Source organism: Halobacillus sp. K22, from assembly GCF_052246795.1.
In the GTDB taxonomy this organism is placed as follows: domain Bacteria; phylum Bacillota; class Bacilli; order Bacillales; family Halobacillaceae; genus Halobacillus.
Genome location: NZ_JBQQCN010000021.1, coordinates 38,011 through 54,385, shown reverse-complemented (window position 1 = coordinate 54,385; position 16,375 = coordinate 38,011). Strand labels below are relative to the sequence as shown.

The 16,375-nt window shown below is 43.2% G+C and carries 17 protein-coding genes; all 17 read left to right on the top strand.

The annotated features are described in order from the left end of the window. Window positions 1-17: 17 nt before the first annotated feature. The 17 genes from ACTWPM_RS14830 (at window position 18) to spoIIID (ending at window position 16,098) form a co-directional block, all read left to right on the top strand. Window positions 18-2,165 (top strand): S8 family serine peptidase, encoded by a 2,148-nt coding sequence (locus ACTWPM_RS14830; protein ID WP_443133808.1) that lies wholly within the window; start codon window positions 18-20, stop codon window positions 2,163-2,165. A gap of 305 nt (window positions 2,166-2,470) precedes the next feature. Then, complete coding sequence (locus ACTWPM_RS14825; RefSeq protein ID WP_443133807.1) at window positions 2,471-2,689, top strand: AtpZ/AtpI family protein; 219 nt, start codon at window positions 2,471-2,473, stop codon at window positions 2,687-2,689. A gap of 1 nt (window position 2,690) precedes the next feature. Continuing rightward, window positions 2,691-3,059: an ATP synthase subunit I gene (locus ACTWPM_RS14820; protein WP_443133806.1), complete on the top strand. Its 369-nt coding sequence runs from the start codon at window positions 2,691-2,693 to the stop codon at window positions 3,057-3,059. 24 nt (window positions 3,060-3,083) lie between these two features. Further along, the gene (gene atpB, locus ACTWPM_RS14815; RefSeq protein WP_443133805.1) at window positions 3,084-3,806 is read left to right on the top strand and encodes a F0F1 ATP synthase subunit A; all 723 of its coding nucleotides are present in this window, start codon (window positions 3,084-3,086) and stop codon (window positions 3,804-3,806) included. A 49-nt stretch (window positions 3,807-3,855) separates the two neighbouring features. Then, window positions 3,856-4,068, top strand: a complete 213-nt coding sequence (gene atpE, locus ACTWPM_RS14810; RefSeq protein ID WP_014644824.1) for a F0F1 ATP synthase subunit C — start codon at window positions 3,856-3,858, stop codon at window positions 4,066-4,068. A gap of 232 nt (window positions 4,069-4,300) precedes the next feature. Continuing rightward, window positions 4,301-4,822 carry a F0F1 ATP synthase subunit B gene (gene atpF, locus ACTWPM_RS14805; protein WP_014644823.1) on the top strand — a complete coding sequence of 174 codons (522 nt, stop codon included), beginning with the start codon at window positions 4,301-4,303 and terminating at the stop codon, window positions 4,820-4,822. Further along, complete coding sequence (locus ACTWPM_RS14800; protein WP_443133804.1) at window positions 4,819-5,367, top strand: F0F1 ATP synthase subunit delta; 549 nt, start codon at window positions 4,819-4,821, stop codon at window positions 5,365-5,367. Before atpF ends, ACTWPM_RS14800 begins: the two co-directional genes overlap by 4 nt. A 15-nt stretch (window positions 5,368-5,382) precedes the next feature. Continuing rightward, the gene (gene atpA, locus ACTWPM_RS14795; RefSeq protein WP_443133803.1) at window positions 5,383-6,891 is read left to right on the top strand and encodes a F0F1 ATP synthase subunit alpha; all 1,509 of its coding nucleotides are present in this window, start codon (window positions 5,383-5,385) and stop codon (window positions 6,889-6,891) included. Between the two features lie 33 nt (window positions 6,892-6,924). Continuing rightward, window positions 6,925-7,788 (top strand): ATP synthase F1 subunit gamma, encoded by an 864-nt coding sequence (gene atpG / locus ACTWPM_RS14790; RefSeq protein ID WP_443133802.1) that lies wholly within the window; start codon window positions 6,925-6,927, stop codon window positions 7,786-7,788. 39 nt (window positions 7,789-7,827) lie between these two features. After that, window positions 7,828-9,240, top strand: coding sequence for a F0F1 ATP synthase subunit beta (gene atpD / locus ACTWPM_RS14785; RefSeq protein WP_443133801.1), 1,413 nt, complete (start codon window positions 7,828-7,830; stop codon window positions 9,238-9,240). Window positions 9,241-9,318: 78 nt separating this feature from the next. Continuing rightward, the gene (locus ACTWPM_RS14780) at window positions 9,319-9,723 is read left to right on the top strand and encodes a F0F1 ATP synthase subunit epsilon (protein ID WP_089751325.1); all 405 of its coding nucleotides are present in this window, start codon (window positions 9,319-9,321) and stop codon (window positions 9,721-9,723) included. A 278-nt stretch (window positions 9,724-10,001) separates the two neighbouring features. Continuing rightward, window positions 10,002-10,235 carry a DUF1146 family protein gene (locus ACTWPM_RS14775; protein ID WP_443133800.1) on the top strand — a complete coding sequence of 78 codons (234 nt, stop codon included), beginning with the start codon at window positions 10,002-10,004 and terminating at the stop codon, window positions 10,233-10,235. Window positions 10,236-10,350: 115 nt separating this feature from the next. Next, a complete protein-coding gene (locus tag ACTWPM_RS14770) occupies window positions 10,351-11,055 on the top strand; it encodes a YwmB family TATA-box binding protein (protein ID WP_443133799.1) in 705 nt (234 codons plus the stop codon). Between the two features lie 34 nt (window positions 11,056-11,089). Beyond that, on the top strand, window positions 11,090-12,400 hold the full coding sequence (murA, locus tag ACTWPM_RS14765) for a UDP-N-acetylglucosamine 1-carboxyvinyltransferase (RefSeq protein WP_443133798.1): 1,311 nt from the start codon (window positions 11,090-11,092) through the stop codon (window positions 12,398-12,400). 129 nt (window positions 12,401-12,529) lie between these two features. Next, window positions 12,530-13,555: a stage II sporulation protein D gene (spoIID, locus tag ACTWPM_RS14760; protein ID WP_443133797.1), complete on the top strand. Its 1,026-nt coding sequence runs from the start codon at window positions 12,530-12,532 to the stop codon at window positions 13,553-13,555. A 1,097-nt stretch (window positions 13,556-14,652) separates the two neighbouring features. Beyond that, the gene (locus ACTWPM_RS14755) at window positions 14,653-15,546 is read left to right on the top strand and encodes a peptidoglycan DD-metalloendopeptidase family protein (protein ID WP_443133796.1); all 894 of its coding nucleotides are present in this window, start codon (window positions 14,653-14,655) and stop codon (window positions 15,544-15,546) included. Between the two features lie 270 nt (window positions 15,547-15,816). Next, complete coding sequence (gene spoIIID, locus ACTWPM_RS14750; RefSeq protein WP_443133795.1) at window positions 15,817-16,098, top strand: sporulation transcriptional regulator SpoIIID; 282 nt, start codon at window positions 15,817-15,819, stop codon at window positions 16,096-16,098. Window positions 16,099-16,375 lie beyond the last annotated feature (277 nt).

The window sequence follows — 16,375 nt, the reverse complement described above, 5'->3', positions numbered from 1 at the left end:
AAAAAGGAGACTGGCCTATGCGTTTACTGCACTTGTTCATTCCTCTATTACTTCTTGCCGGCTTCCAGTCCCCTGAGGAAACAGATGATGTAACCATCATCATTGAGACGAAAGAGTCTTCCTCTCTCCTTGCAGACCAAATTGAGTCAAGACTTCCGCGACTGGAGATCGTGGCAGAGTATGACACGATTTTTAACGGCTTGGCTGTAAAAGGGACGGCACAAGAGCTCGAAAAGCTTGCCCGTATGGATATGGTAATCAATCAGTACCCGGTCGTGAATTATAAAAGTCTTAAGCAGGTGGATACCTTTTCTACTCAAGTAATCCGTGATCAGTATAATCTTCCCTATACAGGTAAAGGGGTGAAAGTAGGGGTCATAGATACAGGAGTGGACTACTCCCATCCAGATCTCCAAAACAATTACCGGGGTGGTTTTGATACCGTAGATTTTGATAATGATCCTATGGAAACCAGGGGAGAGGGTGCTACGATGCATGGCTCTCATGTGGCGGGCGTAATCGCAGCTGATGGAAAAATGAAGGGGATTGCTCCGGATGCTGAGCTATACGCATACCGTGCTTTAGGTCCTGGAGGAGTTGGCTCCTCCGTGCAGGTGATCGCTGCACTGGAAGAAGCAGTTAAAGAGAGAATGGATGTGATCAACCTGTCGCTTGGAAATGACGTGAATGGCCCGGACTGGCCTACCTCACATGCTGTTAATAGAGCGGTAGAGCTCGGCGTAACTGTTGTTGTCGCTGCAGGAAATTCAGGACCGGACACTTGGACGGTAGGGTCGCCTGCCACATCATCAAAAGCTATAACCGTGGGGGCTTCGGCACTACCTTCAAAAGCCCCGGTATTCGGTATCCCGGGAGAGCATCGACATATCCCTGTTCAAGTACTGCAAGGGTCTGATCCATGGGAACTTTCCAGGAAATATCCTCTATTGGATGGTGGAAGAGGGGAAGAAGAGCTGACTGATGCTTCCGGAAAAATTGTTTTGTTTGAACGTGGGGAGATCTCTTTTCAGGAGAAAGCTTTTAAAGCTTATCAAGCTGGTGCCGCCGCGGTGATTATATATAATAACGAACCTGGGTTATTCCAGGGTTCGTTAGCTAATCAATCTATTCCTATTCCAGTCGCTGCTGTCTCCAAAAAAGATGGGGAGTGGCTGCTTCAACAAGGGGTTCGACAAAACCAATGGCTGGAAACGACCGAAACTTCCCTTGATCATAGAATGGCTCCTTTCAGTTCTCGTGGGCCCGTAACAACTACATGGGGATTAAAACCGGACGTGGTAGCGCCGGGAGTAAATATTTTAAGCACGGTTCCAGGCGGGTATGCAGCACTCCAGGGAACAAGTATGGCCGCTCCTCATGTGGCAGGACTTGCGGCTTTATTAAAAGAAGCCCATCCAGATTGGTCACCTCAACAAATAAAGAGTGCGATGATGAGTTCAGCAGATATTCTGGAAAAAGATAAACTTCCTTATGCGCCTACTGAGCAAGGTACTGGCTTTATTGATGTAGAAGAATCATTAAACCCAACTCTTCTAATTGAACCTGGGTCGCTTGCTTTTGGACGTGTGGATCAATCATTTCTTAATAAAAAAGAAGAGGTGAAGCTTACAAATCCGACAAATGAAAGTCAGACAGTTTATATTAATGCCCCAGCTTATGAACACGGAAGCAGGTGGGACCTCCCCTCTGTTGTTCATTTGGAGCCGAACGAGACTAAGACCCTGGAAATTGGGCTGCATCTAACGAAATCCTTCCTTAACTCAGGAATTAAACAGGGCTTCATCACATTGACAAGTCATGACCGTGATTTTCACATCCCTTACCTTTATATGGTTGGAACTTCCGATTATGAAAAAGTCTCAGGATTTGAATTATCATCTACTTGGGCGGACGCGAGGCGATCCATTTACCGCTTCCATCTGACGGAACCTGTAGATAAAATTACTGTCGATCTGTTCAGGGCAGGCACCATGCTTCCTCAAGGAAGATTATTTGAACTTGAAGACCCTCAGCCAGGCATGGTGGAAGGGGAATTTAAAATGAATATGAGCGATCTTGAAGGAGCTTATATAGCTGTTCTCACTCTGGAATATGAGAAACAGAAAGAAAGCTATCCATTCCCAGTAAAATTCACCTCACAATAAAATCCAGTTCCTTCCACCTCAGGTCATCCATAATATGGATGACCTGAGGTGGAAACTTTTTGTAAAAATGGATCGAAAAGTCTATATATTTTCAATGTAATGTTGGTAAGATGGTACATATAAGTTTTGTCACAAATGTGACGAAAATGTGATCGAAAAGTGTCGTACATTTGTATTTTTAATCACAAACTCATTGACATCATATAACCCCTAATGTATTCTTACATAGTGTGGGATGATAAGGTTTTCATAACGAATTGCAAAGGTTCTGACACCTTTTTATTCACGTGAAAAGAGGCTTGTAAATGAAAGACTCCAAACCCCCTTTTCAGGCCATGGCATTAACAAGTGCTATTGTTTCTCAGCTTGCCGGCGGACCACTTGTCGGAGTTTATCTTGGGAAATGGGTAGATGGTCAGTTTTCCACAGAGCCCACATTCTTAATCATAGGTATTTTTCTAGGGTTAGGAGCAGGTACATATGGGACCATTCATTTAGTACGGACGTACACGGGAGACGATTAGCATGAAGCACTACCAACAGATGATGGCCCGTCAACGAAAATGGATGTTCTACCTTCTGGCGTTACTCATTCTAGGCTGGGGTCTTACCCCTTGGCAGCCGATTTTCCTTGGACTCCTTCTGGGAAGCGCTTTGAGTTTCTATAACCTCTGGCTTATGCAGCGTAAAATCCGCAAGCTTGGTGAAGCCTCCGCAGATAATAAGTCTGTTAGAGGAATCGGTACGTTTACCCGTTTGGCTTCAGGTGCACTTGCTGTAGTCATTGCCCTCCAGTTTGAAGAACACATTCATTTGATTTCAGTAGTATTGGGCTTAATGGCAGCCTACATTGTCATTTTTATAGATTACCTGTTCAATAAATCAACAGTTTAGCACGATGGAAGGTAGGTGAACAGATTGAATCACGAAGCACCGATGTGGAATGATGCGTTTGGAATCACATGGCTTGATTTCAACCTTTCCAACGTTTTAATGATGTTTGTGGCTTCATTAATCGTTTTCATTCTAGGGGTAACAGCCACACGTAACATGAAGCGGTTTCCAACCGGCTTTCAAAACTTCATGGAATGGCTGATCGATTTCATAAAAGGCATCATCGGTTCAAATATGGATTGGCGAACAGGAAGGCTCTTTCTTCCACTTGGTTTAACCTTATTTGCCTACATATTTGTAGCTAATATGCTTGGAGTCGTCACCAATGGAGTTGTTGGACATGAACTGTGGTGGAAATCTCCGACCGCAGATCCCGGCATAACCTTAACCCTGGCAACACTTGTTGTCGTCTTATCTCACTATTATGGGGTTAAGCTGAAAGGCGGTAAAGAATACAGCAAAGGTTTCATTAGACCGCTGCCGTTCTTATTACCTTTCAAAATTATTGAAGAGTTCTCAAATACGCTTACATTAGGTTTGCGTCTTTACGGGAACATTTACGCAGGTGAGATTTTACTGAGCTTGCTTGTCTCAATGGCAGCAGGCGGCATTGGTGGATTTTTAGGAGCTTCACTTCCAATGATAGCTTGGATGGGCTTCAGTACATTTATCGGTTTTATCCAGGCATTTATCTTTGTAATGTTAACGATGGTTTATATGTCTCACAAGGTGAGCGACGACCATTAAAATAAAAGAATAAAATTATTTTCTTAAAAATATGAGGAGGATTTTCATTATGGGTCTTTTAGCAGCTGCAATTGCAGTAGGTTTAGCGGCACTAGGTGCTGGTATTGGTAACGGTCTGATTGTAAGTCGTACGGTAGAAGGAATTGCGCGTCAACCAGAATTGCGCAGTGCTCTTCAAACAACTATGTTCATCGGTGTTGCTCTAGTAGAGGCGATTCCGATCATCGGTGTTGTTATCGCATTTATCGTAATGGGTCAGTAAAGCAGGACGAGCGAATACGCTTATGGCGAAGTTCAACTCAATCGATCTTCGCCTTTCCTTTATACCTTTACGAAAACTTGATACCCAAATGGATTGGAAAGAAAACTTCGACTGAAGCTTTTTTAAGCTAAAGCCGGGTTTTTCTCTTGTCTAGCTAAGCTCTTTTACTTAATGCTTATGCTTGCTGGAGGGTTAACCCTGTTACGATATGGTGTGGAGAGGAGTGAAAACTGTGCAAGGATTCACAGAGAGTCTTGTCCTCGGAGCTGGAGGACTTAACATAGGCGATATGATCATTCAACTTGTGTTCTTCCTTATCTTGCTGGCTCTTTTAGGCAAGTTTGCTTGGGGACCATTAATGAATATGATGAAGGAGCGGGAAGATTACGTAGCTAACGAAATCAACACCGCAGAAAAAAGTCGTGAAGAAGCACAGCGCATGCAGCGTGAGGCTTCTGAAGAACTTAAGAAAACCCGTCAGGATGCACAGAAAATAATTGAAGATGCACGCAAGACAGCTGGTCAGCAGGAACGCGATATAATTGAGTCCGCTCGCGCTGAGTCTGAAAGAATGAAAGAATCAGCTCGTCAGGAAATTGAACAAGAGAAAGAAAAAGCCGTACAAGTCCTTAAAGATCAAGTGGCTTCTATGTCTGTCATGATTGCATCCAAAGTTATTGAAAAAGAACTTTCGGAGAAGGATCAGGAGAAATTGATTCATCAATACATTGACGAGGCAGGAGAAGAGCGATGAGCCAAACAATCATTGCGAGACGCTATGCTGACGCGCTTTTTCAACTTGGACAAGAACATTTAAAATTAGAGCAATTAGAAACGGAATTACGAGAACTGCAAAAAGTGTTCCGTGATAATGAAAAGCTTTATACATTCCTGAAGCATCCACGCATTTCCGTCGACCAGAAGAAACAACTCATTCATAAATCATTTCTGTCGTATTCGGCAGAAGTTGTGAACACCCTTAAGTTGTTGGTAGACAGGCATAGAGAAGACATTATTTCTGAAATGATCACTCATTTCTTAACGATGATGAGCGATGCAAAAGGAGTAGCAGAAGCAGATGTTTACTCCGTACGTGAGCTTTCGAAGTCTGAAAAGAAACGGATTTCAGAAACATTTGCACCAAAAGTAGGCAAACGTTCATTGAATCTGAACAATATCGTTGATCCAAGCATTCTCGGAGGAATTCGTGTGCGAATTGGTAATCGGATATTTGATGGTTCCGTCAGTGGAAAGCTTAGCCGCATGGAGCGCAAGCTAGTTTCTGCTAACAAAAGATGATAGGGGTGAAATGGCATGAGCATTAAAGCTGAAGAAATCAGTGCGCTGATTAAACAGCAAATTGAAAGCTATGAATCAGATATAGAAGTCAATGATGTGGGTACAGTTATCGAAGTTGGTGACGGTATTGCCCGTGCTCATGGTCTTGACAACGTCATGGCCGGAGAACTCGTTGAATTCTCTAATGGTGTCATGGGATTGGCACAAAACTTAGAAGAAAGTAACGTTGGTCTTGTTATTCTCGGACCGTACACAGATATTAAAGAAGGCGATGAAGTACGCCGCACAGGACGTATCATGCAAGTACCTGTAGGGGAAGAAATGCTTGGACGTGTCGTTAATCCACTTGGTCAGCCGGTAGATGGAAGAGGACCAATTGAAACAACTAAAACACGCCCGATTGAAGCACCAGCTCCAGGAGTTATGGATCGTAAATCTGTAGATGAACCACTTCAAACAGGTATTAAAGCAATTGATGCACTGGTACCTATCGGCCGTGGTCAGCGTGAACTTATTATTGGTGACCGTCAGACAGGTAAAACTTCTGTAGCAATCGATGCAATTTTAAACCAGCATGATCAGGATATGGTTTGTATCTATGTAGCGATTGGGCAGAAAGAATCAACTGTCCGCGGCACAGTGGAAACTTTACGCCGTCATGGTGCATTGGATTACACAATTGTCGTAACCGCGAGTGCTTCTCAGCCGGCTCCGCTCTTATACCTCGCTCCATATGCAGGTGTAACGCTAGGGGAAGAATTTATGTACAATGGCAAGCACGTACTAGTGGTATATGATGATCTATCCAAGCAGGCTGCTGCTTACCGTGAACTATCCTTGCTGCTTCGTCGTCCGCCAGGCCGTGAAGCATTCCCAGGTGATGTATTCTATCTGCACTCCCGTTTATTAGAGCGTGCCGCTAAGTTAAGTGATGCGAAAGGCGGAGGCTCACTAACTGCGCTTCCTTTCGTTGAAACACAAGCTGGAGATATCTCTGCTTACATTCCAACAAACGTTATTTCCATTACAGATGGACAGATCTTCCTGCAGTCTGACCTATTCTTCTCTGGTGTACGTCCAGCGATTAACGCCGGATTATCCGTATCACGAGTTGGAGGATCGGCTCAGATCAAAGCGATGAAGAAAGTTGCCGGTACATTACGTCTTGACTTAGCTTCTTATCGTGAACTGGAAGCTTTCGCACAGTTTGGATCTGATCTGGATAAATCTACACAGGCTAAATTGAACCGTGGAGCGCGTACCGTTGAAGTTCTTAAGCAAGGTTTACACCAGCCGCTAGCTGTAGAGAAACAAGTTATGATTATCTTTGCCCTTACCAAAGGATTCCTGGATGATATTCCAGTAGAAGATATTACCCGCTTTGAGTCAGAATTCCACACTTGGCTGGAAAACAATCGCAAAGAACTGATTGGACAAATCCGCAAGACTGGAAAACTGGCAGAGGAAGAAGATATGAAAGAAGCTGTGAAAGAATTCAAGAAAACATTTGTTATTTCTGAATAAATAAAACACAGCTGGAAAGGGTGGTGAAACAGCGTGGCATCCCTTAGAGATATCAAAGGCCGGATTACCTCTACCAAGAAGACAAAACAGATTACGAAAGCCATGGAAATGGTATCTGCTTCTAAATTGAATCGTGCTGAACAGAATGCGAGACATTTTGTTCCCTATAGCGAGAAAATTCAAGAAGTCGTAGCGAGTATTTCTCAAGGCGGAGGTGATGCAAGTCACCCGATGCTTGAATCGAGGGAAGTAAAGTGTACAGGTTACTTGGTGATCACTTCTGACCGCGGTCTCGCAGGAGCATTCAACAGCAGTGTGTTGAGAAGAGTCTATCAGCAGATTCGTCAGCATCATACTTCTGCCGAAGAATACAAGCTGATTACCATTGGCCGTATCGGCCGGGACTTCTTCCGTAAACGTAATATACCAGTAGATATGGATATTACTGGCTTGGCAGACCAGCCGGACTTTGCGGATATTAAAGATATCGCATCGGATACGATCCAACTCTTTACAGACGAAGAGATCGATCAATTATATATTTATTACAACCATTACGTTAGTGCCATCACACAGGAAGTAACCGAGAAAAAAGTTTTGCCGTTAACGGACTTTGGTGGTGAAAGCGTAGGTTCCACAAGTTCTTATGAGTATGAGCCGAACCAAGAAGAGATTTTGGAAGTCTTGCTTCCGCAGTATGCTGAGAGCTTGATTTACGGAGCCTTACTTGATAGTAAAGCTAGTGAGCATGCTGCGCGCATGACGGCTATGAAGAGTGCAACCGATAATGCTGATGACCTTATTGGTGATTTGACACTATCTTATAACCGTGCACGTCAAGCTGCTATTACCCAAGAGATTACTGAAATTGTTGGCGGTGCAGCTGCCCTCGAATAGGGATTCTTGGACTTTTGAACAGTAAGAGGAGGGAAATCGATGAGTAAAGGACGCGTGACCCAAATCATGGGACCGGTTGTCGACGTTACATTTGATGACGGACAGCTCCCAGATATTAATAACGCACTTCACGTACGTTATGATGCGCAATCCGAAGATGAAAAAAACGTCGACCTTACGTTAGAAGTTGCCCTTCACCTGGGTGACAATATCGTTCGTACAGTCGCCATGTCTTCCACAGAAGGTGTAATGCGTGGCACACCTGTTATCGATAAAGGCAGTCCAATTTCAGTTCCGGTTGGAGAAGTGACTTTGGGCCGAGTATTTAACGTTCTTGGTAACAATATTGATCTAGACGAACCTTTAAGCAATGATGTACGTCGTGATCCAATCCACCGCGAAGCACCAGTATTTGAAAACTTAGCTACAGAAACTGAGATTCTGGAAACGGGAATTAAAGTTGTTGACCTTTTAGCTCCATATGTAAAAGGTGGTAAAATTGGCTTGTTTGGTGGCGCCGGTGTAGGTAAGACGGTACTTATTCAAGAATTAATTAACAACATCGCCCAGGAGCACGGAGGTATCTCCGTATTTGCCGGTGTTGGTGAACGTACACGTGAAGGTAATGACCTATATTGGGAAATGACCGATTCTGGTGTTATTAAGAAAACAGCCATGGTATTTGGACAAATGAACGAACCGCCTGGTGCTCGTATGCGTGTAGCTCTTTCTGGTTTGACAATGGCAGAATATTTCCGTGATGAACAAGGACAAGACGTGTTGTTCTTCATTGATAATATCTTCCGTTTCACCCAGGGCGGTCTTGAAGTATCTGCCCTTCTTGGGCGTATGCCTTCAGCCGTTGGTTATCAGCCGACACTAGCGACTGAGATGGGACAGCTGCAGGAACGAATCACATCTACAGACAAAGGTTCTGTTACATCTATTCAGGCCATTTACGTGCCTGCCGATGACTATACTGACCCTGCGCCAGCTACAACGTTTGCTCACTTAGATGCAACGACTAACCTTGAGCGTAAGCTTTCTGAGCAGGGTATTTATCCTGCGGTTGATCCACTTGCTTCTACCTCCCGTGCGCTTGACCCAGATGTTGTAGGGGATGAACATTATCAAATAGCCCGTGAAGTACAGCGTACATTGCAGCGCTATAAAGAGCTGCAGGATATCATCGCCATTCTTGGTATGGATGAGCTTTCTGATGAAGATAAACTGACCGTATCCCGAGCGCGTCGTGTGCAGTTCTTCTTATCTCAGAATTTCCACGTGGCTGAACAGTTTACAGGACAGCCAGGTTCTTATGTACCTGTTGCAGAAACAGTCAAAGGCTTTAAAGAGATCCTTGACGGCAAACACGATGACATTCCAGAGGATGCATTCCGATTAGTCGGCCGCATTGAGGATGTTGTTGAAAAATCAAAACAAATGCAGTAAACCTGTCAACACAAGTGATAAAGGGGCGTTCATAGGGAGCGCCCGGTTTATTCACTTAACAGCCAAGGAGGAATGTATATGAGCACACTAACGGTGAGTGTCGTCACTCCTGATGGCCCGGTATTGGAAGAAGCATTTGAAATGGTTAGTTGTAAGGCGGAAAGTGGAGAGTTGGGAATATTACCCGGTCACATTCCTATGGTGGCACCACTTACAATCAGCGCTATACGCTTGAAAGGTGAAGGGAAATCGGATCGTATCGCAGTCAGCGGTGGTTTTTTAGAGGTGAGACCTGATAAAGTGACTATCTTGGCTCAATCAGCTGAAAAGCCAACTGATATTGATATAGACCGTGCCCGAATGGCGAAAGAGCGTGCTGAGAGACGTCTCCAAGACAAACAAGCCGACATTGATTTCAAACGGGCTGAATTGGCCCTTAAGCGAGCCATTAATCGCTTAGATGTTTATGAGAATAACTTCTAAACTGCTTTCATATTGAGAGCAGTTTTTTTATTAAAGGCACTTCGAAAATAAAAAGCGAACGTTTTTTTCTGAGTAGACTTTATTCAATGAGAAGATTGGTGACTCATGTAATTGTTCAAAACTAGCAGAAATATTTTGTCATTATTACCCGGGAAATGAGTGAGGAATATTTCTTTTGTCACCTTCTGTTTTATTAGGGTTTAGCCAATTGAATAAAAAGGTATTTTTGTCTAAATGGATGATGTTCCTAAAAATAGTGACGAAAGAGAGGGCTTATTATGGATCAATATTTTGCTGAAGAAGCCATTCTTAGTATGACGTCCCACATTATCTTCATTATCATAACGTGGAGAGTCCTACAGTCAGTCAATTTTGATGCGTTTTTCAGGAAACATCGTGTTTTTGAAGCGAGAGTTTTAATTATATTTATTACCATTGCTATTGGTACAACGGTAAGTCGATTTTTCCTTGATTTCATTACGTGGTCAAATAGTTTAGTCTATTTATTTTAGGTGTAAATCAATGAAACTATCAGAATATGCGTAGTTTGTCTGAAAATGTCCAGTATGATTGTGGTCTTCTCCGGTCAGACTTATAGTAAGTCTATACGCGGGGAGGCATCTGAAAGTGAAAAGTCTACTAGCAGGGGTTACGGTATTGTTTATGGTATGTACAGGTGCTTATTCACAGGAACTGACTGCGGATACACCTATTGAAAATTTTGCAGCATTTGCTGAGAATGAGCAGCTGGACGTCAAAGAATGGTCGGTCACACTTAAAGAAACGATATCGAGGTCTGATTCATTATTATTAGAAAAAAAGATTTCCGAATCCTATCTATCTTTAAAAGTTTCTTATGAAGAGCAAGAGAACTCAAATAAAATCATACTAAAAGACGGTCTTAATAATGGGGAATTTGACGAAAGTTATAGTATTATTCTGCCGAAAAATAAAGATGAAAAGGCGGAATTGGTTTACTATATTGCAGGTAAGGGTACATTTTCCCTGACACCAGAAGTAAAAGATCGGATACAAAAATCTGAAAGTAGGTTTTTCTCGGAAAACGTCCTAATTTTCTCTTGTCTTAAGGCTAAGTCTAGTGGTATTATAGATGATGTTTTAGTGTATAAAAAATTCAAACAAACATTCGACATTAAGCCATTAGATCAAGTTACAGAAAAAGATTGGACTAGCAGATCCGGATATACGGAAAAATGGGGACAAGCGATCCCGACAGCCGGTGGAAAGATGAATATCCAGTTCGCCACAAGAACTTTGGGCGGGCGGACAAACATCACTATTGGCACACCCATTATTACTGCTGAATATTAATAATAATGAATATGGACGCGGAGGAGAATGAACTTTGGAAAAAATCATCGTCCGTGGTGGGAGGCAGCTGAATGGCACTGTAAAAGCAGAAGGCGCCAAGAATGCCGTACTGCCTGTCATCGCAGCAAGTATAATTGCCAGTGAAGGAAAAAGTGTACTACACGAAGTCCCTGCTTTAGCAGATGTTACGACTATCAATGAAGTGATTCGACATATGAATGCTGACGTTAAAGTAAATGGGAACACAGTTACCGTAGATGCTTCTGGAGACCTTGAAACAGAAGCACCAATTGAATATGTAAGGAAAATGAGAGCTTCTGTTCTCGTATTGGGACCACTTTTGGCCCGGTATGGCCATGCTAAGGTTGCCCTCCCTGGGGGTTGTGCAATTGGATCACGCCCTATTGATCAGCACTTAAAAGGCTTTGAAGCCATGGGTGCCGAGGTAACTGTAGGAAATGGTTACATTGAGGCAGAAGTCAAAGGCCGTTTACAGGGTGCAAAGGTTTATTTTGATGTTCCTAGTGTAGGAGCAACAGAAAACGTCATGATGGCTGCAGCTCTAGCTGAAGGAACAACTATCCTTGAGAATTGTGCGAAAGAACCCGAAATTGTGGATTTAGCCAATTATCTCAATAAAATGGGCGCCAAGGTTATTGGAGCTGGGACCGAGACCATCCGTATCGAAGGAGTCGACAAGCTTATAGGCGCCACTCATACCATTATCCCCGACCGTGTAGAAGCTGGAACATTTATGGTTGCAGCTGCTATTACTGGAGGTAATGTATTAGTTAAAGGTGCGATGCGTGAACACCTTCGTTCTGTTATTTCAAAAATGGAAGAAATGGGCGTTATCATTAAAGAGGAAGATGATGGGCTGCGAGTTATTGGTCCGGACCAGCTGAAAGCAACGGACATCAAAACTATGCCTCATCCAGGATTTCCTACTGATATGCAGTCTCAGATGATGGCTTTAATGTTAAACGCTAAAGGCACAAGCGTCATTACGGAAACAGTCTTCGAAAATCGTTTCATGCACGTGGAAGAATTCCGCCGGATGAATGCTCACCTGAAAATTGAAGGCCGCAATGTTATTGTGGAAGGACCTTCATCTCTACAGGGAGCTGAAGTAGCAGCGACTGACTTAAGAGCTGGAGCAGCTCTTATACTAGCTGGTCTGGTTGCCGATGGTTATACACGGGTTACAGAACTTAAGCATCTCGACCGTGGATATGTTGATTTTGCAAATAAACTTGCAGGGATCGGCGCAGATATAGAAAGAATTGACGAACAAGAAACTTACAATGAAGATCAAGAAGCTAACGAATCTTTATCGACCTTATAATGTATATATCTTTATAGCTTGGCTGTTTCATTATTTTTTGAAACAGCCAAGCTTTTTTTTGGTTCTATCATCCTTGTTTTAGGGATACATTTTAGTAGAGAGATCTACAATGTAATCAGGAGGGTGAGAATGAAAAGAAAAAATTGGATGGCACTCATCATAACAGGTGGCCTGTTCGGGGCTATACTTCTACTACCTACCCTAATTGTGGTGCCTTTTACAGGTACCAATGATTCACATGAAGTCCAGGAGACTCCAAATCCGATTGAAAAAGCTGCTGATTCATCAAAAGACCTCTCCCCGCTATCGGTCAGAGTGGAACGAAGCCAATCAGGGAAGGTGGAAAAAGTCCCTCTGGAAACTTATGTCGCAAGGGTAGTAGCATCTGAGATGCCTGCTGAGTTTGAACTGGAAGCATTAAAAGCGCAAGCGTTAGCAGCACGGACTTATATCACTAGACATTTGCTGGAAGAAGGGGCTGTGTCGGAGAAGGCCGATGTGACTGACACCGTGAATCATCAGGTCTATAAGAACGATGAAGAACTGAGAGCTCAGTGGCACGATCAATATACGAAAAATATGGAGAAAATCACATCAGCTGTTAACGAGACAGCGGGAGAAATAATTACCTACAAACAGCAGCCCATTACGGCAGCATTCTTTTCAACGAGCAATGGGTACACAGAAAATGCAGAAGACTACTGGGAAAATGAGATCCCCTACCTAAAAAGCGTAGAAAGCCCATGGGATCAACAGTCACCGAAATTCGCAGATCAGAAAGTTATACCGGTTACTCAAGTACAAACAGCTCTCGGAATAGATCTTAATGGGAATATGACCATGACAAAGACAGAAGGAAATCGTGTAGATAAGGTTCAAGTTGGGGATCAAACCTTTTCAGGAAGACAAATAAGAGAAACCTTCGAACTGCCTTCAAGTGATTTCTCCATGGAGCAAAAAGGGGAACATGTCATTTTTACAACGAAAGGATATGGTCATGGCGTTGGCATGAGTCAATACGGGGCGAATGGAATGGCTAAGAGCGGCAGTAGCTATAAAGACATAGTAACTCATTATTATCATGATACAGAAGTATCTTCCATCAATAAACAAACCGCATTATTAACTTCCAGAGATGATAAGTCAGTCAACTGATAAGACAGTAATAAAGACAGGACCTAATGGTAAAGGTCCTGTCTTTATTTTCCCTGAAAAGATATTACGCTATAGGGCCGGTTAGGTGAAGACTCGAATTCGAGATAAAACGTGGTCCTTTACTTAAAAGGTATAGGATTGGTGGGGAATTGACTCGCTTTCCTATGGGGGAACGGTGAGCTTCCTCGCTCGTTTCACTCCCTGCGGGATCTCACCTAGTCCCTTCTCCCATGGGAGTCTCGCCATTTCCCTACCAATCCAGCCATGGGAGAATAACGGACCCTTCCAAAAGAGAGAATGCTCTCCTTCTAAAGTCCTGAATGCTTCTATGACAAGCTTTTTTTACATCGTTCTAGCATGAAAATACACTCTTATCCCATGCTTTTTTCTCACCAAGTACACCGTGTATGAAGTAGTTTCGAGTTTATGATTCGGCCAGGTCCGGAGGGGGACGATGAAGACTCCTAGGTTAAAAGCGGAAGCACCTTGGTCAGCGTCGTATGGACTGAACTGAGCTGGCGGAGATAAAGAAAACACGAAGAGCGGAGCGATTCGATGTTGCCTTATCGTACAGAAGTGAGGGAAGTCTCACTAGACGCTAGGTGCTGGAGCTGGATAGCTCTCCATGTCGTTTATGTTCTGATATTTGATTAAGTCTAAAAAATGTGTAAGAACGGGATGAACATGATCGGTAAGATCCCGCTGGGCTGTTAAGACCGAGGAAGCTTACCACAGAAGAGGAGGTTCGACTAAGAACGCCACGTCCTGTGGCAACGTCGAACGACCCTGCGTCGTGCAGGGGCGGAAAGCGAAATCGTCCCCCGCAGGACCTAATTCTCACCAAAGTCTCTAAACTGAGTCTTCCACAAACGGGAGTTTATCTGGAATAAGCAGCTTGGAGGTTTTACATAGCTTATTGTTTGATGGACGGTGTACAGCTCGAAAGAACTATTCCTTTTGGTATAATTTTCATTGCCGATCGTTGAAATAGTAATGCATTTTTTAAGAAAATTTTTCCTCTCTATGTATATTATACCTCAGATGTGTTCAGAATGATTTTTGAGGTGATGAACATGAGAGAGGAAGGAAAGAAAAACGTGACAAAATTAAAGTTTAAACGCTTAATGCGCAAGAAATGGTTGTATCCAGCGTTGTATTTGTCAGTAGCAGCATTAGTTCTAGTCGGGGTGTTCTGGTATCAGCAAAGTGGTAAGGAAGTAGAAAACCAGTTAGCTGATCAATCAGAAACGAAAGTTCAGGATGAGTTTACTACTCAGGATTCCGGTGAAGATTCAGTTCCCGTCATGGAGCAAAATGAAAACTTACAAATGCCTGTCGTTGATGAGGAAGCCGCGTCTATCGTAACTAAGTTCTATGATTACAATGCGTCTCAGGAAGATCAAGAAAGTGCACTGGTCCTATACAACAATAAGTACTATCAGAGTGAAGGCGTCGATATAACAAGAGAAGATGGAGAAGCTTTTGAAGTTACAGCAGCTCTATCAGGAACAGTCACAGAGGTAAAAGAAGACCCACTTTATGGCAATGTCATTGAAATTACACATGATGAAGACGTATCAACTGTCTATGCTAGTCTAGCTGACATTAAAGTCCAAGCTGGTTCTGAAGTTACTCAAGGTGATGTTCTGGGTTCTGCTGGACAGAATTCCTTCGGTCAAGCGAGTGGCGTGCACGTTCATTTCGAATTAAGAAATGACGGACAGCCTGTAAATCCAGAAAGCTTTTTCGGACAACCTTCCACTAAGATCAGTGAAGTAGTGAAAGAAGAAGTAGAAGCTGAAGAAAAATCAGAAGTACCTTCGGCTGAAGATGACAGTGCTCCTGTCGAAGACTCAACAGAAGAACCAGAAGTATCTGATGAGCCAAAAGATGAGGAACTAAATACGGATGAAGATCCTGCAGCTGATACAGAAGGAGAAGAAACTCCTGATGAGGATAGTGCATCATCCATTTCTACAACTCAAACCTAAATGAGGGGCCTGTCCCCTCATTTTTTTTATGGCCAATCATAAATTATGAGAAAGCATATACATAAAAAACTTCAGGGAAGCAAGCTCCATCCTTACCACTGTGGCATAACTCACCCTTTTTAATAATACAATGAGGATAACCGAGCACTCGGTAACGTCCAGGGTGGAACACCATGACTCACACCTAGAGTAACCCCCTCACTACTAACAGTATAAGCGCTTTCCTTTGAAACCACCCCCTTGGATAGACAATCACAGGAGGCGAGTGGAGTGCATGATTACATCAAAGAAAGGACCATCAAGATTGGAGAGCACCTCATTGAAACTAAAAAAACGGTCAGAGTGATCGCCAAGGAATTTGGCGTTTCTAAAAGTACGGTGCATAAAGACCTTACAGAAAGACTTCCAGAAGTGAATCCGGAGCTTGCTAAAGAAGTTAAGAAAATACTAGATTATCATAAGGAGATCCGACACCTCCGCGGGGGAGAAGCGACACGAAGAAAGTATAAAGCCCAGCTGCTAGAAGAAGGACCTGTCCAGCCTCTTGCCTGACTTCCCTTGTCATCCTCCCTCAGGAAAATCCCCTGAGTATAAGGTGATTTTTTCCTCCCAAAATGCGTTGATTGTCATAATTTTATGATAGAATATACAATTAGATGTGTACCGCCGTATATAGGCAATGAACGCTATTTTTTAAAAAGGGATGTAAAAATTCAAGCTCAGGTTGAATGCCCATAACATGGATGAACACTCCTGACCTCTTTACTTAACCGAAAGGGTTATGGCAATTTTGTATGTTTACGGGCACGGATGTTTTCAATAGGGAGGA